Below are 19,667 nucleotides of genomic sequence, written 5' to 3'. Positions count from 1 at the left end.
AGGGACGATTGCTCCCGGAAGGATGACGATGCGTTTTTTGCTGGCCCTGGCCATTCTGGCCCTCTCCCCCACCCTGGCCTTCGCCCATACCGGGGCCGGCCATGCCGCCGGATTTTTCCACGGCTTTGAGCACCCCATCGGCGGCCTCGATCACGTGCTGGCCATGGTCGCGGTCGGCGTATTTGCCTATGTGCTGGGCGGGCGGGCACTGTGGCTGGTGCCGCTGAGCTTTGTCGGGATGATGGTCGTCGGCTTCGCTCTGGGGCTGGCGCAGGTCGACATGCCATTTGTTGAACTGGGCATCGCGCTGTCCAGCGTCGTCATCGGTGCCGCAGCGGCCATGGGCCGGCCAATGCCGGTAGCACTGGCCATGGGAATGGTCGGGGTTTTCGCGGTTTTCCATGGTCATGCCCATGGCGCCGAGATGCCAGCCAACAGCAGCGGCCTCACCTATGCCGCCGGCTTCGTGGCCGCGACCGCCCTGCTCCATCTCTCCGGCCTTGCGGCGACGACAGGCATTGCCAAAGGCATCGGCCGCTATGGCAAGTTCGCGGCGCAGATCGCCGGTGGCCTGTTTGCCCTGGGCGGCGCTGGACTGCTCGCTGGTTGGCTCTAGAATCGAACCAGGTGTGTGGAGGTTTTGGAGCGGGTAGCGGGAATCGAACCCGCATATTCAGCTTGGAAGGCTGCTGCTCTACCACTGAGCTATACCCGCCCGGTCGTTGACCGACACGCAAGGCAATAGCCCGTCACGCCGCCGGCTGGCAACCCCTTCCAGCGGCTCTCCTGCTCCCCTTTCTGCAAGTGTGCCGGCAAAGCAAATAGGCCCGGGCCCCAAAACCGGCGACCGGGGTACCGGCCCAGATTCGCGCAAGTCATGCCGCTCCGCCGGTTTTTTGGGAGCCATTGTGGAAGGGGTGTTGACACTCCTGTCACAGACCACCATAAACCGCCCGGACGAGACGCCCCGGCGCTTCGTTTCCTACCCAAGCGACGTTGTAGTGGAGGGGTGGGAGAGTGGTTAAATCCATCAGACTGTAAATCTGACCGCTTAGCGTACACTGGTTCGAATCCAGTCCCCTCCACCATCGCCGCTATCGCACAGGCCCAAAGGCCAGCGTTTCCGGGCTTTCCCAAAATCCAAATGTTGGACAGTTTCGGCTCTCGCGCTGAGGCCACGGCTCACACCCCGCTTGCCACAACGGTCCGGCGGGCGTTCGCCCGACGCGCCGACTTGCCATGCGCGGTCAGGTGACGATGGCAAATATCAACATACCGAGGCCGATAAAAAGGGCCCAGGACAGTATGGCCAGGCCCACAATGACCAAGCCCTTCAGGATGCGCCTGGGGGGCTTTGAAAATCGCGGCAAAGGCACGACGCCCGATTGAATCCGCATGGCCACCAACTCCAATCCTTGAGACAGGTTCAGTTTCGGCGAGACGGACGCTGCCGTCGACGGACGGAGGTCGGTCTATGCTCGGGACTAAAGTCCGGTCGGCCACCACGCCCCCGCAGTCAGAAGCTTGCTGCCCCCGCGCAAATTCGCTACGGCTGGCTCCATGAGCTTCAACAAATTTCCGCCCAAGCCCCGCTACGATCCCGATACCGGTCCGGTCTATCTCTATGGCCTGCACACGGTGCGCGCCGCGCTGGACAACAAGAACCGCATCAAGAAGGTGCTGCTGGCCACGCCCAATGCGCTGATGCGCCTCAAGGAGACCGGCGAGATCGGCAAGGTCGCCGTCAAGGAGACCACGCCCAAGGAGCTCGACAAGCTGCTGGGCGACGATGCCGTGCACCAGGGCGCGGCGCTGGAAGTCGATCCCGTGAGCCGCTTCGGGCTGGATGATATCCATCCGCTCAAGCTCGTGGTGGTGCTCGACCACATTACTGACCCACACAATGTCGGCGCCATCCTGCGCACCGCCTGCGCCTTTGGCGCCGATGCCGTGATCACCACGGCCCGCCATTCGCCACGCGAAACCGGCGTCATGGCCAAATCGGCCTCCGGCGCGCTCGATCTGGTGCCGATGATCGAGGTCCGCAACCTTGGCGATGCGCTGGAAAAGCTCAAGGCCCGCGGCATGTTGGTGCTGGGTTTTGATTCTGAATCAGAACATCAGCTCAAGCCCCGGACCGACGATCAGCCAATGGCCATTGTCATGGGCGCCGAGGGCAAGGGCCTGCGCCAGCGCACCCGCGAGCTTTGCGACGAGATGGTCAAGCTCGACATGCCGGGGCCGATCAAGTCGCTCAATGTTTCCAACGCCGCTGCCATAGCGCTCTTTGCGGCCACCGCTGGACGGGTCTGATGAGCCAGTTCTCGCCCTTTGCCATTGCGCTGCGACTGTCCGGCGTCGCGCTGGGGCAACCTGAACGAGATCCAACGGCCGGCCGGCTGTCGAGCGCAGCCCGGCAGCAGCTGGCGCTCGACGGCGCGCTCAAGCAGCTGACCAGCCGCTTCGAGCCGGAGGACGCCCCGGACAGCTTCTACGCGCAGGTCGATATCCCCGTAACCAATCCGGTGCGGGCGCTGCTGGAGCTGGCAGAACGCTCGGGGCCGGCCATTGCTGCCATGCTCGACGACCGCCGCATCGGTATGGCCGTGCTGGATATCGCCTTCGACTATCCCGAGCATGGCGAAGCCATGTCAGCCCGCCTGCCCGCCCATGTGGCGGCGATGATCGGCGGGTTTGGGATCGACATCGAGATCTCGGTCTATCTGACCGATGTCGAGGAAGACGAAGAGACCTGAAAGATACGCACAAGACGAACCTTGTCGGTCATCTGAGTTACTGATTAGATCGCCCATCCAAAACGGAAGGGAGGCGACTAAATGAAACGGTATCTCCTAGTATTCGTAACGGTATTTCTTGCAAGCTGTACGACACAAACGCCACAGAACCCTACGCTAGCGCGGACGACAAGCCCAACTGCGGCGCCCACTGCTATCGCGGCGGTACCTGCCTCGGCGCCCGCTTTCTTCGCTACCGGCCTCAGGGCCTATCGGACCAATGGTTGGGACACCATGCTGGGCCAGGCCATAGCCGATCTTGGCGCAAATCTCACCCGGGCAGTTCCGTCCGACATAGCTTCCTATTGCCCGAACTACCCGGCCATGGTGTCGGCGCAGCGCGCTACAGTCTGGCAGAGCATCTTCATCGCCCTCACCAAATTTGAGAGCAACTACAAGCCCGGCGAACTGCTCGACGAAACCACGTTCGACCCGGACATGCTCGAAAGCAATGGGGACCCGATTATCAGTCGCGGCCTACTGCAGATCTCAATTGGAAGCGCCAACGGTTATGCCTGCCGTATCGGAAATGCGCAGGAATTGCATGATCCGGCGACCAACCTGCGCTGCGGCGTGCGCATCGCCAGCCAGTGGGTCGAAAGGGACGGCGTCATCTCAGGCGGATCAAAAGACGCCGGGTGGCGAGGTATGGCACGCTATTGGAGTCCATTCCGGCGCGCCGATCGGCTGAGCGATATTCAGCAGGCCGTTCGGTCGACACCCGGCTGCTGAAGCTGGTTCCTAAGGCTTCGCGAGGGACTTCGCCTTCCGCCCCAGCGTATCCAGCGCACTGAGAAACGCCGAGCGATCGGCCGGGCGGAAGCTGGCATTGTAGCCCTTGCTTTCACCCGTTTCGCGCAGGTGCTGGTTGAGATCGCGCATGGCCAAGGCCATGCCGATCGAGGCGGGCGTGAAGGGCTTGCCGGTAAAGCCCAGCACATGGCAACCCTTGTCGATAGCCCGGCTGGCCAACGGGATATCGGCGGTCAGCACGATGTCATTGGCGATGGCATGCTCAACGATCCAGTCGTCCGCCGCATCGGCGCCGGCGGCAACAACCACGACCCGCACCATCGGATCGCGCGATGGGCGGATGCCGCCATTGCTGACAAAAGTGACGACCAGCCCCAGGCGCTCGGCCACGCGCATGGCCTCGTCCTTGACCGGGCAGGCATCGGCGTCGACGAAAATGGTTGGGTCAGCCATGAGCAATCACGTCCTGAACAAGGGCCAGCCGCTCGGCGACCGGCGCCTTGGGCAGTTCGACTATGCGATAGCCCATCTCCACGTAGGCGTCACGCATCGGCGCATAAATGCGCTGGGCATGCTCCCAGCCCTCGATCCGTTCGGCATCGGTGGCGAATATCTCGCGCCAGGGCGGCGCGAAAAACACGATCCGGTTGTAGCGGTAGAGCCTGGCCGCGCGCTCGAAATGGTCGGTTTCGGCCAGCCCCATAATGCGGCCAAAGGCGACGAGATCGGGGATGCCCCGGTCGCACAGGGCCGGCCCTGAGCCGGACAGCAGTGCCGCATGCGTCTGGATATCCCGATCCAGCATCAATTCAGCAAAGCGGGCGCTGTCGCGCCATTGCAGGGCCGGCCCGTCAATGCTTGTCTGCGCCTGAATAACGCCCCGGGCCGCCTCTCGACCCACCCGGACTCCCTGGGCCGCGGCGGCATCCAGCAAGGTCGTCTTGCCGGCGCCCGGGGCGCCGGTAACGATGAACAGATTGTCGAAATGATTGGACATGACTCGTCGTCCTCATATGCGAGTGGCCGCGTGTGCGGCATGGAGATGGAATGATGGGAACGGTGACCGACAAGGCGTCATGGGCCGATGCCATGGCGGGTTTCAGCAGCTGGCGGGGAGAATTGGAAGGTGGCGCCCATGGCGCGGGCATCAGCCTGATCTTCGTCCACACCGAAAAGGTCGGGGACGGGCCGCGCCTGCACAGGCATCCCTATCCCGAAACCTTCATCATCCGCAACGGTCGGGCGCGGTTCACCGTTGGCGATGAAACGATGGATGCGTCAGCAGGGCAAATTATCGTCTGCCCCGCCAATGTGCCGCACAAGTTTGAAAATCTGGGGCCCGGTCTGCTGGAGCAGATCGATATCCACGACGCAGGCAAGTTCGAGACGGTGTGGCTGGAGTAGCCTGGAGGCGAACGTCTTCACCTCTCCCTTTGGGGGAGAGGTCGACCCTCTTGGGTCGGGTGAGAGGGCCTTTACCGGGTGCGGTGCGAGGGGAAGGCCCCCTCACCCGGCCTTCGGCCGACCTCTCCCCCAAAGGGAGAGGTGAAGGGCCTAGTAAACCACCACGCCGCGGATGCTTTCGCCCGAATGCATCATCTCGAAGCCCTTGTTGATGTCTTCGAGCCGCAGCGTGTGGGTGATCATCGGGTCGATTTCGATCTTGCCGTCGAGATACCAGTCGACGATTTTTGGCACGTCGGTTCGCCCCTTGGCGCCGCCAAAGGCGGTGCCCATCCAGGTGCGGCCGGTGACGAGCTGGAACGGGCGGGTGGAGATTTCCTTGCCCGCGCCGGCCACGCCGATGACCACCGACTTGCCCCAGCCGCGATGGCTGCATTCCAGCGCCTGACGCATAACCGTGGTGTTACCGGTGCAGTCGAATGTGTAGTCGGCGCCGCCGATCAGGTCGCCGCGGCGCTTGGTGAGGTTGACCAGATAGGGGACGATATCGCCCTCGATCTCCTTCGGATTGACAAAGTGCGTCATGCCGAAGCGTTCGCCCCAGGCCTTCTTGTCGTTGTTGAGATCGACGCCGATGATCATGTCGGCGCCGGCCAGGCGCAGGCCCTGGATGACGTTCAGGCCGATGCCGCCGAGACCGAAGACGACGGCGGTGGCGCCGATCTCGACCTTGGCTGTGTTGATGACAGCGCCGATGCCGGTGGTGACGCCGCAGCCGACATAGCAGACCTTGTCGAAGGCCGCCGACGCGTCGATCTTGGCCACCGCGATCTCGGGCAGCACGGTGAAATTCGAGAAGGTGGAGCAACCCATATAGTGGTGGATCGGCCTGCCTTCGAAGGAGAAGCGCGAGGTGCCGTCGGGCATCAGCCCCTGCCCCTGCGTCGCGCGGATGGCGGTGCAGAGATTGGTCTTGCCGGAGCGGCAGGAATAGCATTCCCGGCATTCGGGCGTATAGAGCGGAATGACGTGGTCACCCTTCTTGAGGCTGGTGACGCCCGGACCGACATCGACCACGACGCCCGCGCCCTCATGGCCCAGAATGGCCGGGAACAGCCCCTCAGGATCGGCGCCCGACAGGGTGAAATCGTCGGTGTGGCAAATGCCGGTGGCCTTGATCTCGATCATCACCTCACCGGCCTTGGGACCGTCGAGATCGACCTCAACGATTTCAAGCGGCTTGCCGGCCTGGAAGGCGACGGCGGCACGGGTCTTCATGACGGGATTCTCCTTGGCCTGTCTTTTGCCAAGGTGTGGCACGCGGCCCGCCCAGCGGCAACCCGGCGCTAGCCGCCGCCCAAGCTCATCATCACGTTCACCGCCGCCGCCAGGATGATGGTGTTGTAGAGGTGCGAGAACACCAGATGCACCGTCACCCTGCGCCGCATGGCGTTTGAGGTCAGCTTGGTGTCAGAGGTCGCGACCGACGTGCCGACCGTGTAGGAAAAGTACATGAATGCTGTGCCGTCGGGCTCTTCCTCGCCCGGAAAGTCCAGCCCGCCCACGACCTGTCGCTTGCCGCCGCCACTCGCCTCGCGCGCCTGATAATATTCATAGGCGTAGTGGAACGCCCCCACGGCCTGAACGGTGAACCAGCCGAACAGCACCGAGGCAAGGCTCAGCACCACTTCAGCAGCATCGGGCTGCTCGCCGTTGAGGGCGAGAAACAGCGATACCACCGAGGCGAGCACCACAATGAGCACCACAAGGAAGATACCGCCTGCGGGCGTATCTTCGTCATGCGCATGGGCATGGAGATAGTCTGCGCTCAGCCGCGGCAGCTTGATTGCGGCCAGCGCCAGATAGACCACGAAGAGGGCATTGGCGCCGATGGAGACCGCAAACTTGGGCACCAGAACGAGCGAGATGACGAAGGCGATGATGCCGGCAGCGAGGCCGAAGTAAAACGGCGCATGACGGGGCATGACCCGATCCAGGGGTGACCGGCGCGTGGAGGCTGGGCGTTGCCTTGTTGCTGGCATGGAGACCACGGGGTGACGCTGCTGTTGCAGCGTCACAACGCAGTCAGCCGGCAATGGCTCCCGGACCCGGCGTGGCGCCGGGCGGCACCTTGCCGAGGATGATCATGCCCAGCACTTCGTCCTTGGAAACATCGCTGGTGCGGGCGCTGCCGACCACCTGGCCGTTTTTCATCACCACAACGCGGTCGGCGAGATCGAATACGTCATGAATGTCGTGGCTGATCAGGAAGATGCCGATACCGTCTGACTTGAGCTGCTTGATGAGGTCGCCCACCTGGGCCGTTTCCTGCGGGCCCAGCGCCGCCGTGGGCTCGTCCATGATCAGGATGCGGGCATTGAACAGGATGGCGCGGGCAATGGCCACCGACTGGCGCTGGCCGCCCGAGAGCGCCTTCACCGGCTCCTTGAAGCGCCGGAAATTGGGGTTGAGACGCCCCATCACTTCGCGCGCCTTGGACTCCATCGCCGCATCATCGAGCGTGCCGATGGGCGTGGTGATCTCGCGGCCCAGGAACAGATTGGCTGCGGCGTCGACATTGTCGGCCACGGCAAGCTGCTGGTAAATCGTCTCGATGCCATAGCCCTTGGCATCGCGCGGATTGTTGATCGTGGCGTCCTCGCCATCGATGCGGATCGAGCCGGTATCGCGCTTGTAGGCGCCCGACAGGATCTTGATCAGCGTCGACTTACCGGCACCATTGTGCCCGAGCAGGCCGACGACCTCCCCGGGAAACAGGTCGATCGAAGCGTGGTCCACGGCACGAATGCCGCCGAAGGAAATCGAAATGTCATTCATTTCGACGAGAGGCGTTCTGGTGTCCAGCATGACAAGGACTCCTAGTTTTTATTGCGGCGGTAGAGCGTGTCGAGCCACACCGCGAAGACAAGGACCGCACCGACGACAATGGATTGCAGCGGGCTATCAAGGCCCATCAGCACCATGCCCGATTGCAGCGACTGCATAACCACCGCACCCAGCAGCGCCCCCGCGATACTACCGACGCCGCCGGCCAGCGAGGTTCCCCCGATCACCGCCGCGGCGATGACATAGAGCTCGTCCAACGTGCCCAGGGCGTTGGTTGCGGCGTTGAGGCGTGCCGTCGAAATGGCCGCGGCAATGGCACATAGCGCACCCATCAGCATGAATATCTTGACGGTGACCCAGCGAGTATTGATGCCGGCCAGCTCGGCCGCTTCGGGATTGCCGCCCATGGCGAACACATAGCGACCGAAGCGCGTGCGGGTCGCGATGAAGGTCATGACCACGCCGACACCCAGCGCGATCAGCACCGGAACGGCGATGCCGTGCGAGATGAAGAGGCCCGTCTCCGGAACCGTCAGGTTGTTGGCTGCAGCGTAGTTCTCGGCGATACGGCGCGGCCAGGGATAGGCGTTGGCCACCCACACCGCGCCAATGGCCAGCGCGCAGCCGATGGCTCCCAGCGTGGCTTCGGCCCACAGGGGGCGCAGCGGAAAGCTGAACCGGCGACGCTGCCGGCGGCCCCAATAAAGCCCGATAAGAATGGCCGCGCAGGCCACGACCGCGACGATCCAGCTCCAGAGTGCGCCAACCGAGCCGGACGGCCCACCGCCCATGAGCTGGAAGGTGGGATCCATCGGCGCCACGGTGCGGCCCATGGTGACCCACCAGGCGGCGCCACGCCAGACCAGGTAGCCGCCCAGCGTGACGATGAAGGCCGGCACGCGCAAATAGGCGATGATGGTGCCCTGCAGGCCCCCGATACCGACGCCGACGATAAGCCCGGCCGCCAGCGACAGTGCCCAGATCAGCGGATGGCCCAGGCCCAGGCCAAGCTGGTTGGGCAGGATGTCGGTCTGCATCACGCCCATCACCATGCCGACCAGCCCCAGAATGGAGCCGACCGACAGGTCGATATTGCGGGTCACGATGACCAGCACCATGCCGGTGACCATGACGGCCACCGAGGCCGTCTGTACCGAAAGGTTCCACAGGTTGCGGGGAGTCAGGAACAGGCCGCCCGAAAAGATGTTGAAGCCGATCCAGATGATGGCCAGTGCGCCGATCATCCCCAGCAGGCGGGTATCGAGCTCGGTGGCGACCAGGAAACGTTGCAGCGGATTCTGTACGAACCTGCTGGGATGGATGTTGGTCGGAATGGCTTGCTGTTCTGCCACGTTCTGTCTCCCCGCTGGGCTGCGCTGCCTGCCCGGCAGCGCGGTCCCGTCACGACAGTGCCGCAGCGCGAACGCCGCGGCACTGTCTCAATGCCAGACTATTATGTCTGCGCCCTAGTTACACGCAGCAACCGAACCGGCGGCAACGCCGGCGCAGACCACATCCTTGGCCACCCAACCAGCGTCGATGACGACGTTGAGGTTGTCCTTGGTCACGGCAACGGGGGCGATGAAGAACGCGTTCATCGCGACGCCCTTCGGGCCACCAGCGAAAGGCACAACGCCGGTGACGGCGTCTAGAGCGGTGCCGCCAGCCAGTTCGAGGGCCACTTCAGCGGCCTTCTTGCCGAGCTCGCGAGCGTCCTTCCAGACCGAAACGGTCTGGGTGCCGAGCGCGATGCGGTTGAGGGCGGCATGGTCGCCGTCCTGACCCGAGACCGGCACGGAGCCAGCCAGACCCTGGGCAGCGAGGGCGGCGATGGCACCGCCTGCAGTACCGTCATTCGAAGCGACAACGGCGTCGACTTCGTTGTTATTGGCGGTCAGGAACTGTTCCATGTTCGCTTGGGCGACTTCGGGGTTCCAGTTGTCGGTATAGGCTTCGCCGACATTCTTGATGGCGCCGGAGTCGATACCGGCCTGCAGCACTTCCATCTGGCCTTCGAACAGGAAGTCAGCGTTGGGATCGGCACTGTTGCCCTTGATGAAGACGAAGTTGCCTTCGGAAACCACAGCGGCAACGCCGGCAGCCTGCAGACGACCCACTTCCTTGTTGTCGAAGGTGAGATAGAAGGCGTCCGGGTTCTCGATCAGGCGGTCATAACCAACCACCGGAATGCCTTCGGCAACGGCAGCGGCAACGGCTGGGCCGACAGCTTCGCTATCCTGGGCCAGCACGATGATGGCATCGGCGCCCTGAGAAATCAGGCTTTCGATGTCCGTGAGCTGCTTGGAGGCCGACGACTGCGCGTCAGCCGAGATATAGGTCGCGCCGGCGGCATCGAGCACGGCCTTCATGGCCGCTTCGTCGGTCTTCCAACGCTCTTCCTGGAAGTTGTTCCAGGAGACGCCGACGACGACACCGTCCTGCGCATAGGTAACGCCGGCCGTGCCGGTGATGACAGTCGTGCAAAGCAAGACCGCTAGAAACTTGTTCATGTCTGTCCTCCCGTGTGGGCCAGTCCTCCTGCCCACATATGTGCCGGTGGTGTTACCCCAGCGGGCCCGCTCCACCGGCGCCCTGAGCATTAATTTCACTGCTCGAAAAAAGAAGTCGCATAAGTGCCGCGAACGAGTCAACTTCAATTTCGAAACTCGAAATAAATACGATTGCGATAAGCGCGGAGGAATGGTGTGTTGCGTTTGGGTGAGGAGTAAGCTGCTTGGCGCGGAACGTCAGCGATAGCGACAGCGTCCGGCGGCAGAACCGGGGCCTGGTGCTTGGTGCCCTGCGCGTGCAGGGTCCGCTGTCACGCACCGCGCTGGCCGCGGGCACCGGGCTGAGCCACGCCAGCATCACCGCCATCACGCACGACCTGATCGAACAGCAGGTCATCGCCGAGCTGGAGCCGGCGGAACGGCATGACTCTCGCGGTCGCGGTCGTCCGGCCACGCTGGTTGGCTTCAACCGCCATGTAGGCGCGGCGGCCCTGTTCGAGATCGACGTCAACCGCGCACGCCTGTCGCTGGTCGACTATGGCGGCATACTGGTGGATCGCATCGAGGCCCCGGTCACGCCAACGACCTTCGCCGAGTCGTCGCCGTCCACCTTCCTGGCCGATCGCCTCCGACAGCTCCAGGCACGCAATCCAGTCAAGGCCGGCGTCCTGCGGCGCGTGGCGATCTCGGTGCAGGGCATTCTCGACCGCGATGGACAAAGCCTCAAATGGTCGCCCATCGCCCATCTGGCCAACAAGCCCTTTGCCCTGGAACTGGCGGAGACATTCGCCCTGCCGGTATCACTTCATAAGCGCGGACGGCTGCTCGCCGAGGGTGCACGCTGGCTCGATCCGGCGCTGCATGACGCCAGCGTTGCGACCGTGTTCGTCGGCTCGACGGTTGCCATGGGGATGACGTTTCGGGGCCAGATCCTGGGCCGGGGCGATGAAGGCGCAACCGAATTCGGCCACATGAACCATCTGCCGAACGGCGCGCTCTGCCGCTGCGGCATGCGTGGCTGCATTGAAGCCTATGCGTCAGACTATGGGGTATTGCGCACGGCCTATTCCGTTCCTGAAACAACCCCTCCTGCCCCCGCTGTACCAGCACAGCAATATGAAGACCTCATCGCCCGCGCCGAGGCCGGCGACCGCAACGCCAGCCATGCCTTTAATGTCGCAGGCCGCGCCATTGGCTTCGGGCTCAGCCGCATGATGGCGGTATTCGATCCCTCCCATATCCTGATTGTCGGCCCCGGGGCGCGCGCCTTCGGACTGATGCAGACCGAGATCAACGCGGCGCTGGCCAGCGCGCTCATCTGTCGCGTCAACGGCCTGCCCCGGGTGGTAGCCTATCGCGACGAGCGGGAACCCGTATTCAAGGGGCTGTTGATGAAGACCCTCAACGAAATCGATCAGACCGACTTTGCCACGCTCGCCTGACTGCATGGCAGCCAGACGCCAGCCGGCATGGCCAATCGATTGTATTCGCGTATGAAATCAGGCTGGGCGCTGTTAACCACCCAGAAATATCTACTGCCATGTTTCTGCCAGACATAGTATCGAAAGCGCCGGCATCATTGTGTATTTCCCCAGCGAAGTAGGGCCTGCCACCATGACCAAACTGATTGTGCCTGTCATCCTAGCCGGCGGACAGGGAACGCGGCTGTGGCCAATGTCGCGGGCAGCGCGGCCAAAGCAGTTCCTGCCGCTGATCGGGCCCCAGAGCCTGTTCCAGAAAACCCTGGAGCGAGTGGGCGACAGATCCCTCTATGCCCCCGCAATCGTCATCACCAATTCAGACTATCGTTTCATCGTTGCCGAACAGGCCATCGAGGCCGGCGCGACGCTGTCCGCCATCTTGCTCGAACCCGTCGCACGGAACACGGCGGTCGCCATCGCCGCGGCCGCTGCTTATGCCGACGAGATTTTCGGCGCCGATACGGTGCTGCATGTACTGCCCTCCGACCACGATATCGCAGTCGATGACGGCTACGGGCTTGCCGTACGGCAGGCGGCGGAAGCCGCGCAGGCGGGCCAGCTGGTGACATTCGGTATCATGCCCACCCATCCCGAAACCGGCTTCGGCTACATCAAGGCGGATGCCGAGATCGGCGCCGGCATACGCCCGATCGAGCGCTTCGTTGAAAAGCCGAATGCCGAACGCGCCGCCCAGATGCTCTCAGAGGGTGGCTATTTCTGGAATTCCGGCATGTTCATGATCGGAGCCGGCGCCTTCCTGCGCGAATGCGCGACCCTGTCGCGCGACACGCACAAAGCAGCGCGCGAGGCGGTCAGCAAAGCCAAGGCAGACCTCGATTTCATTCGCCTTGACGAGGCCGCCTTTGCCACCGCTCCCAATATCTCGGTGGACTATGCCATCTTTGAAAAGACCGACAAGGCGGCGGTCGTGGCCGTCAATTTCGGCTGGAGCGATCTTGGTAGCTGGGATGCCGTGTGGAAGAACGCCGCACGCGACAGCGAGCAGAACCTGACCCAGGGCTCGGTAACACTGTCCGGCGTCAGCAACTCGCTGGTGGTCACCGACCACGCCCATGTTGCCGTGGATGGTCTCGACGACATTGCCGTCATTGCGACCAATGATGCCGTCTATGTCGGGCGCCTCTCCGAGGCCCAGAAGGTGGGCGCCATGGTCAAGACCCTGCGCGCCGACAGGGGCACTGCCGGGCTGACTGAAACCCATCGAACAGCCTATCGACCCTGGGGCGGCTACGCTTCCGTGCTCAGTGGCGAGCGTTTCCAGGTCAAGCGCCTGTTCGTCAAGCCGGGCAAGAAACTCAGCCTGCAGAAACACCACCACCGCGCCGAACACTGGGTCGTGGTGCGGGGCACGGCGGAGGTCACTCTGGATGGCACCATCATCGTGCTGAGCGAGAACCAGTCGATCTACCTGCCCCTGGGCTGTACTCATCGCCTGGCTAACCCTGGCAAAATCGATCTGGAACTGATTGAAGTGCAGACCGGTTCCTATCTGGGCGAAGACGACATCATTCGTATCGAGGACGAGTTCGGGCGCGCCTAGGTGTCTCGACCGTCCTGCCGATAAAGCAATTAGTGAAAGGAAAGTCATGGCTTCGAGCAAGCGCGTCAGGACCGCGGTATTTCCCGTGGCCGGCCTCGGCACCCGGTTTTTGCCGGCAACCAAGGCCCTGCCCAAGGAAATGCTGACCGTGGTCGACCGGCCGTTGATTCAATATGCGGTCGATGAGGCGCGTGAAGCCGGTATCGAGCACTTCGTTTTCGTCACCGGCCGCAACAAGGGCGTCATCGAGGATCATTTCGACCGCCAGTTCGAACTCGAAACCACGCTCGAGAGCCGTGGCAAGACGGCAGCGCTGGAAGAACTGCGCCAGGACCTGCCATCGGCGGGCCGCACCAGCTTCACCCGCCAGCAGGAGCCGCTTGGCCTGGGTCACGCCGTCTGGTGCGCCCGCCACATCGTCGGCGGCGAGCCATTTGCGTTGCTGCTGCCCGACATGCTGTTCAAGGGCGAGCCCGGCGTGCTCAAGCAGATGATGGACGCCTACGAAGAAACCGGCGGCAATGTCATTGCGGTCGAGGAAGTGCCCGAGCAGGAAGTGTCGTCCTATGGCGTAATCGCCCGCGGCGCGGGGCCGGACGATGGCTTCAAGGTTACCGGCATGGTGGAAAAGCCCAAGCGCGAGGATGCGCCGTCCAATCTGATCATTTCGGGCCGCTATATCCTGCAGCCGGAAATCTTCAATCTGCTGGCCGACCAGCCCAAGGGCGCCGGCGGGGAGATTCAGCTTACCGATGCGATGCAGACCCTGATGAAGTCACAGTCCTTCACCGGCGTGAAGTACCAGGGACAGAGCTTTGACTGCGGCTCCAAGATCGGCTTTCTGACCGCCAATGTCGTCTATGCGCTCGATCGCGACGACATCCGCGACGGCTTCCTCAAGGAACTGCGCAAGCTCGACCTGGACGACGCCCTGCAGGTACCCGCGCAGTAAGAAAAAGGGCGCCTCCTGGCGCCCTCTCTTCTATCTATCGATCCAGCCATTCGTGCAGCTGGTCGGCCAGCACGAGCGGCTCGGCCTCGGCGCCGTGCAGCACCAGTTCGGCATTGGTAGGCGCCTCGAAGGGGCTATCGATACCGGTGAAGTTCTTGATCTCGCCGGCGCGGGCGCGTTTGTAGAGACCCTTGGGGTCGCGGGCCTCGCAGACCTCGATCGGGGTATCGACATAGACCTCGATGAAGTCGATATCGCCGGCAATCTCGCGCGCCAGCCGCCGTTCGTTCTCGAAGGGCGAGATGAACGATACCAGCACGATCAGCCCCGCATCGGCCATCAGCCGAGCGACCTCGGCCACGCGGCGGATATTTTCCACCCGTGCTGCCTCGGTGAAGCCGAGATCACGGTTGAGGCCATGCCGCACATTGTCGCCATCCAGGATATAGGCGTGGCGGCCCTCGGCGGTCAGCCGCTTTTCCAGCAGGTTGGCGATGGACGACTTGCCCGAGCCCGAGAGCCCGGTGAACCAGATGATCCTGGGCGTCTGCCCCTTCATCTGCGCCCGCACATCGCGGTTCACGTCGAACGACTGGTAGGTCAGATTCTGCGCCCGTCGCAGGCCGAATTCGATGGTGCCTGCACCCAGCGTCGCATTGGAGATGCGGTCCACCAGGATGAAGCCGCCGGTCAGCGCATTGCTGGCATAGGCGTCGAAGGCGATCGGCTTGCCGGTGGCGATGGTGACCGTGGCGACTTCGTTGAGATCAACCTTGGTCGCCGCCGTATGCTCCAGCGTGTTCACGTTGGTGCGGAACTTGAGGTCGGTAATCGTCGCCGGCACCAGCTGCGTGCCCAGCTTGAGCAGATAGGAGCGCCCCGGAAAGGCCGGCTCTTCGCTCATCCACACCAGGCGCGCCTGGAACTGGTTGGAGAATTCCGGCGTCTCGCCAGGATGGCTCAGCATGTCGCCGCGCGAAACATCCACTTCGCGGTCCAGCACCAGCGTCACCGCCTGCCCAGCCACGGCGCGCTGCAGGTCGCCATCCATGGTCACGATGCGGCTGACGACCGCCGGCTTGCGCGACGAGGCAATCAGCACATCGTCGCCCACAGCCACGGCACCCGATGCGACCGTACCCGAGAAGCCGCGGAAATCCAGATTCGGCCGGTTCACCCATTGCACGGGAAAACGCAGCTTGCCCGCACTGCGGTCCTCGGCCACTTCGACCGTTTCGAGATAGGGCACCAGCGGGGAGCCGTCGAACCACGGCGTCCGCTCGCTCTTGGCCAGTATGTTGTCGCCGCGCAGCGCCGAAACCGGCACCGCCGCCAGTGTGCTGAACCCCAGCGGCTCGGCAAAAGCGCGATATTCGGCGACGATGCGGTCAAACACTGCCTCGTCATAGTCGACGAGGTCGATCTTGTTGACCACCAGCACCACGTGCTTCACCCCGATCAGCGACAGGATGAAACTGTGGCGCCGCGTCTGGGTCAGCACGCCCTTGCGCGCGTCGATCAGCACCAGGGCCAGGTCGGCATTGGAGGCGCCGGTCGCCATGTTGCGGGTATACTGCTCATGACCGGGCGTATCGGCGACGATGAACTTGCGCTTGTCGGTGGAAAAAAACCGATAGGCGACGTCGATGGTGATCCCCTGCTCCCGCTCGGCGGCCAGGCCATCGACCAGCAGCGAGAAATCGATCCCCTCGTCGCCGGTGGTGCGGTTGCGGCTTTCCTTCTTCAGGCTCGCCAGCTGGTCGTCGAGAATGAGCTGGCTGTCATAGAGCAGCCGCCCGATCAGCGTGGATTTTCCATCGTCGACGCTGCCACAGGTCAGAAAGCGCAGCAGCGACTTTTCCGTCTGCTGGTTGAGCCAGAGGGCGATGTCGGTGTCGGGCGTAGCCAGGGAAAGGCTCATCAGAAATACCCTTCCTGCTTTTTCTTTTCCATCGATCCCACAGAATCGCTGTCGATCAGGCGCCCCTCGCGTTCCGAGGTGCGGCTGGCCTGCATTTCCATGATGATCTCGGGCAGGCTCGCCGCGGTGGAGCGCATCGCTCCCGTCAGCGGATAGCAGCCCAGCGTGCGGAAGCGCACCAGTTCCTCGCGCGGCACTTCGCCCTTGGCCAGCGGCATGCGGTCATCATCGACCATGATCAGCGTGCCGGAGCGCTCCACCACCGGGCGCCGCTTGGCATAGTAGAGCGAGGGCAGCTCGATGCCTTCGGCATAGATATAGGTCCAGACGTCCAGCTCGGTCCAGTTCGAGATCGGGAACACCCGCATGCTCTCGCCCGGGTTGAGCCGCGTATTGAACACGCGCCACAGCTCGGGACGCTGGTTCTTGGGGTCCCAGGTATGGCTGGCATTGCGATGGGAAAAGATGCGCTCCTTGGCGCGCGACTTTTCCTCGTCGCGCCGCGCCCCGCCGATGGCCGCGTCATAGCGGCCGGCATTGAGCGCCTGGCGCAGGGCCGCAGTTTTCATGATGTCGGTATAGCGCGAGGAGCCGTGATCGAACGGATTGATATTGTCGCGCAGTCCGTCCGGATTGGAGTGGGTGATGAGATCGAACCCGAACTGCTCCGCCATCCGGTCACGGAAGGCGATCATCTCGCGGAACTTCCACGTCGTATCCACATGCAGCAGCGGAAACGGGATCTTGCTCGGAAAAAAGGCCTTGCGCGCCAGATGCAGCAGGACGCTGGAATCCTTGCCGATGGAATACATCATCACCGGCCGCTCGAAACTCGCCGCCACCTCGCGCAGGATCTCGATGCTCTCGGCCTCAAGGCTTTGCAGATGCGTCAGGGAACCGCTGGTCACTCTGTTCCATACTCCAAACAGCCCCCGCAGACAGGAGCGCAATCCAAGCCCGTTGGTAAGGCGGGAGCGGTCCCTCCATCAAGTCCAAAAACGCCGGAAACCCTTCTGGCAAAAGACTTTGGGTATATTTGTCTGCCTTTGCCGCCCACGCGGACACAGCGCACCAGACGCCCTGCCCCGTGACGGTCAAAATGTGCAGGATGCCCACCGCAGGCGGAAAAAAAGTTCCGCATGCCAAAGAGCTCCGAAGAGGCTATCGGGACCCTCGTGGCGCGCGCCGCCGCTTCCTGAAATGCAGTCATCCCAGTTGGGCGGGCTGCAGCGACAGTAGTGCCAGCGGGGCATCAACCGGGAAAGCGCACTCCACCATGTTGATCAGATCGGCCGCCGACCACATGACCTGCTTGATTGAAACACGGTTCTCGGCAGACGCGATTGCAGCCCTGGCGCCCAAGGCGATAGGCAGGATTGCGTGCCCACTTTGACGTGCAGCCGCCAGCGCGGACGTAATGTCCTTGCGCTGGTCACCCACATACCAAATCACATCGGAGCGCCTTATCGGGCGACCGATAGAGCCAAGCGCCTTCAGAACCGGCTCCGCCGTCGGCTTGCCGTGTGTGACGTCCTCTCGGAAAATGCAGGTCGCGAAGTACTTTCGCAGGTCGAAAGCATCCAGCACGTCATGCCCATAGCCCTTGCCGAGCCCGTTGCTGACCATACCCATCGGAATGCCGTTGGAACGAAGCAGGTCGAGCACAGAGCGCATGGCGTCACATGGCTGAAGCATCGCCTCGACCGACTTGCGTCGCAGTCGGTGCATCGTCCGATGCACGACGAGTGAGGGCGTCTTTGGCCCCGTGACCAACTGGCTTCGCCGCATCAGCCGGAAGCGCGCGGCGAACCGCCCACTACCGTGCGAAAGGTCATCCAGGAACTCCAGCATCTGGAGGACTCGAGGATTGATATGGTGAACCAGAGTTCCGTCCAGATCGAACAGAACAATGGTTGGACGCGCTGGACTGTGCCCCAGAACCTGCCCTCCGAACACTTGCGAAATCGAACGTCGACCACTTTGCCCGTGCTGGCAACCAAAAAGCGGTGAAACGCTGGTGCCAGGCTCTACCGGAACAGCATAACCGGAATCTTGACCGAGCGGACCATCTCGTTCGTCGTGCTACCGATGATGAAGTTGCGGATCCGTGAATGGCCATAGGCCCCCATGACCAGCAGGTCGATGTGATCCGCCTCGGCATGGCGCGCAATCACCTCGTCCGGCTCGCCTTCTTCGAGGTGCGTTTCCACTTCGAACGATGCGCCTCGCGACAGGTTTGCGGCCGCTTCAAGCTTGCCGCGCGCTTCGAGCGTTTCTCGCCCGAATCGAAGGCGTTACCGAGCGGACTTCCTGACCCCGAAAACCGAGCTCAGGAACCGGTGCGCCTGCCGCACGAAGCTGGCATGCGAGGAGACCTCGGAAGGGAAGATGGCGCGATTGACGGCGTCGGTCAGCAGGTCGTGGTCGCGGACCGCAGTGTGGAAATGATCCACCCCCAGCAGCTTTTCCACATCCTTGCGGGAGATCGGGTTGCCGAACATCCTGAACCGGGTCTTGTTGGCCAGAAGGGCAATCCCCTTGCTGCCGCCCCGCGCCGCCTCGACCCGCCGCAGCAGCATCTTGGCCTGGCGCAGCGCCGCCACATTGGTTTCGAAGACGATGACGACATCGTCGCTATGCCGGACTACGTCGTCGAACCACGGTGTCGACAGGTTGGGCAGGTCGATGACGACCTCCTTGTGGCGCAAGGTCAGCAAGTCGAGCAGCCGCAGCGCAAAGCGCCTGGCGGTCGGTGCAAAGACGAGGTCCGGCCGCTCGAAGGAATAGAGCTCGAGATTCGCCCGTTGGCCGGCTTTGATCAGGTCGAGAAGCTCGGCGTCGAGCCGGTCGGGATTGGCGACGACCGCCTCGAGGTCGAATTCGTTCTGGCTGTTGAGATAGGCCCCGCAGCTCCCGGTCTGGAAATCCAGGTCGACGAGCGCAACCGTGCCGGACTGGGAAAGATAGTGCCCCGCCATCAGCGCCAGCGTGGTGGCGCCCGCCCCGCCCGATGCGCCGATAATGGTGGTGACCCGCGAGGAGGACGTGCTTCCCTCCATCTGTGCGAGCACAGCCGAAATATCCTGGTCGAGCAGCGGCTTGCGCAGCCAGTCAGCAGCCTGCAGCTTGACCACCTGCCGCACGCGCTCCGGCGCCAGCGCCTCCGAAACGACGATCAGCGGAACGCCCGCGAGTTTGTCGCGCGCCGCCTGGAAGCGCGAATCCTCCAGCATGGCCCCATCCCCCACATCAAGGACGATGAGATCGTGCTTCGACGTGGTCGCGCTCGCCGACAGGAAGGATGCGGGCTCGGCCTCGACCATGGCGGCACGGCCGGTATCCGCGAGCCTGGCGGCAAACTGCGCCCGCAAACCGGCGTCCTCGGAATAGATTCCCAGTGTCCTTGTGCCCGGACGAGGCGCGCTCTTGGGCATGTGCTCTGC

19 protein-coding genes, 2 tRNA genes and 1 pseudogene are annotated in these 19,667 nt (G+C 63.1%); 9 read left to right on the top strand and 13 right to left on the bottom strand.

Features of this window, described 5'->3' with window-relative positions; genetic code table 11:
• The first annotated feature begins 28 nt into the window (after positions 1-28).
• Entirely contained in the window at positions 29-616 is a 588-nt protein-coding gene (locus tag V6M52_RS02630) for a HupE/UreJ family protein (protein WP_332699144.1), read from the top strand.
• A gap of 25 nt (positions 617-641) precedes the next feature.
• Here V6M52_RS02630 and V6M52_RS02625 read toward each other — a convergent pair.
• Positions 642-715 (bottom strand) — tRNA-Gly (locus tag V6M52_RS02625).
• Between the two features lie 288 nt (positions 716-1,003).
• Between V6M52_RS02625 and V6M52_RS02620 the strand changes: the two genes are divergently transcribed.
• The 4 genes from V6M52_RS02620 (at position 1,004) to V6M52_RS02605 (ending at position 3,527) form a co-directional block, all read left to right on the top strand.
• Positions 1,004-1,088 (top strand) — tRNA-Tyr (locus tag V6M52_RS02620).
• Between the two features lie 472 nt (positions 1,089-1,560).
• Positions 1,561-2,313: a 23S rRNA (guanosine(2251)-2'-O)-methyltransferase RlmB gene (rlmB, locus tag V6M52_RS02615; RefSeq protein WP_332688588.1), complete on the top strand. Its 753-nt coding sequence runs from the start codon at positions 1,561-1,563 to the stop codon at positions 2,311-2,313.
• Positions 2,313-2,756, top strand: coding sequence for a hypothetical protein (locus V6M52_RS02610; RefSeq protein ID WP_332699141.1), 444 nt, complete (start codon positions 2,313-2,315; stop codon positions 2,754-2,756). The genes rlmB and V6M52_RS02610 overlap by 1 nt, the downstream gene beginning before the upstream one ends.
• A gap of 273 nt (positions 2,757-3,029) precedes the next feature.
• Complete coding sequence (locus tag V6M52_RS02605) at positions 3,030-3,527, top strand: hypothetical protein (RefSeq protein ID WP_332699138.1); 498 nt, start codon at positions 3,030-3,032, stop codon at positions 3,525-3,527.
• A 9-nt stretch (positions 3,528-3,536) separates the two neighbouring features.
• Here V6M52_RS02605 and V6M52_RS02600 read toward each other — a convergent pair whose 3' ends face one another.
• Positions 3,537-4,001, bottom strand: a complete 465-nt coding sequence (locus V6M52_RS02600; RefSeq protein WP_332687608.1) for a YaiI/YqxD family protein — start codon at positions 3,999-4,001, stop codon at positions 3,537-3,539.
• Entirely contained in the window at positions 3,994-4,545 is a 552-nt protein-coding gene (locus V6M52_RS02595) for an AAA family ATPase (protein ID WP_332699136.1), read from the bottom strand. Before V6M52_RS02595 ends, V6M52_RS02600 begins: the two co-directional genes overlap by 8 nt.
• Positions 4,546-4,598: 53 nt before the next feature.
• On the opposite strand from V6M52_RS02595, the gene V6M52_RS02590 reads away from it, so the two are divergent.
• A complete protein-coding gene (locus tag V6M52_RS02590) occupies positions 4,599-4,952 on the top strand; it encodes a cupin domain-containing protein (protein ID WP_332699180.1) in 354 nt (117 codons plus the stop codon).
• A gap of 150 nt (positions 4,953-5,102) precedes the next feature.
• On the opposite strand, the gene V6M52_RS02585 is transcribed toward V6M52_RS02590, so the two are convergent.
• The 5 genes from V6M52_RS02585 to xylF form a co-directional block, all read right to left on the bottom strand.
• Positions 5,103-6,230, bottom strand: a complete 1,128-nt coding sequence (locus tag V6M52_RS02585; protein ID WP_332699133.1) for an S-(hydroxymethyl)glutathione dehydrogenase/class III alcohol dehydrogenase — start codon at positions 6,228-6,230, stop codon at positions 5,103-5,105.
• A gap of 68 nt (positions 6,231-6,298) precedes the next feature.
• Positions 6,299-6,937: a DUF1345 domain-containing protein gene (locus V6M52_RS02580; RefSeq protein ID WP_332699130.1), complete on the bottom strand. Its 639-nt coding sequence runs from the start codon at positions 6,935-6,937 to the stop codon at positions 6,299-6,301.
• Positions 6,938-7,037: 100 nt separating this feature from the next.
• Positions 7,038-7,820, bottom strand: coding sequence for an ATP-binding cassette domain-containing protein (locus tag V6M52_RS02575; RefSeq protein WP_332687467.1), 783 nt, complete (start codon positions 7,818-7,820; stop codon positions 7,038-7,040).
• 11 nt (positions 7,821-7,831) lie between these two features.
• Complete coding sequence (locus V6M52_RS02570; protein WP_332687474.1) at positions 7,832-9,133, bottom strand: sugar ABC transporter permease; 1,302 nt, start codon at positions 9,131-9,133, stop codon at positions 7,832-7,834.
• A 132-nt stretch (positions 9,134-9,265) separates the two neighbouring features.
• Positions 9,266-10,309, bottom strand: coding sequence for a D-xylose ABC transporter substrate-binding protein (xylF, locus tag V6M52_RS02565; RefSeq protein ID WP_332687468.1), 1,044 nt, complete (start codon positions 10,307-10,309; stop codon positions 9,266-9,268).
• A gap of 224 nt (positions 10,310-10,533) precedes the next feature.
• On the opposite strand from xylF, the gene V6M52_RS02560 reads away from it, so the two are divergent.
• From V6M52_RS02560 to galU, 3 genes are all read left to right on the top strand, one after another.
• Complete coding sequence (locus tag V6M52_RS02560) at positions 10,534-11,751, top strand: ROK family protein (protein ID WP_332687469.1); 1,218 nt, start codon at positions 10,534-10,536, stop codon at positions 11,749-11,751.
• Between the two features lie 172 nt (positions 11,752-11,923).
• A complete protein-coding gene (locus V6M52_RS02555) occupies positions 11,924-13,351 on the top strand; it encodes a mannose-1-phosphate guanylyltransferase/mannose-6-phosphate isomerase (protein WP_332687470.1) in 1,428 nt (475 codons plus the stop codon).
• Between the two features lie 46 nt (positions 13,352-13,397).
• Entirely contained in the window at positions 13,398-14,303 is a 906-nt protein-coding gene (galU, locus tag V6M52_RS02550; protein ID WP_332699127.1) for a UTP--glucose-1-phosphate uridylyltransferase GalU, read from the top strand.
• Between the two features lie 34 nt (positions 14,304-14,337).
• On the opposite strand, the gene cysN is transcribed toward galU, so the two are convergent.
• The 5 genes and pseudogenes from cysN to V6M52_RS02525 all read right to left on the bottom strand — a co-directional run bounded on the left by cysN (position 14,338) and on the right by V6M52_RS02525 (position 19,658).
• Positions 14,338-16,224 carry a sulfate adenylyltransferase subunit CysN gene (gene cysN, locus V6M52_RS02545; RefSeq protein WP_332699124.1) on the bottom strand — a complete coding sequence of 629 codons (1,887 nt, stop codon included), beginning with the start codon at positions 16,222-16,224 and terminating at the stop codon, positions 14,338-14,340.
• Positions 16,224-17,132, bottom strand: coding sequence for a sulfate adenylyltransferase subunit CysD (gene cysD, locus V6M52_RS02540; protein WP_332699121.1), 909 nt, complete (start codon positions 17,130-17,132; stop codon positions 16,224-16,226). Before cysD ends, cysN begins: the two co-directional genes overlap by 1 nt.
• A gap of 298 nt (positions 17,133-17,430) precedes the next feature.
• Positions 17,431-18,180, bottom strand: a complete 750-nt coding sequence (locus V6M52_RS02535; RefSeq protein WP_332699118.1) for an HAD family hydrolase — start codon at positions 18,178-18,180, stop codon at positions 17,431-17,433.
• A 71-nt stretch (positions 18,181-18,251) separates the two neighbouring features.
• Positions 18,252-18,476 (bottom strand): annotated as a pseudogene (locus V6M52_RS02530) (universal stress protein); the annotation flags it as partial.
• 42 nt (positions 18,477-18,518) lie between these two features.
• On the bottom strand, positions 18,519-19,658 hold the full coding sequence (locus V6M52_RS02525; protein WP_332699115.1) for an AAA family ATPase: 1,140 nt from the start codon (positions 19,656-19,658) through the stop codon (positions 18,519-18,521).
• Between the last annotated feature and the right edge of the window lie 9 nt (positions 19,659-19,667).

It is taken from the genome of Devosia sp. (assembly GCF_036676215.1).
Classification (GTDB): domain Bacteria; phylum Pseudomonadota; class Alphaproteobacteria; order Rhizobiales; family Devosiaceae; genus Devosia.
Note: the sequence above shows the minus strand (reverse complement) of the source record. Positions and strands in the feature narration are given on the sequence as shown.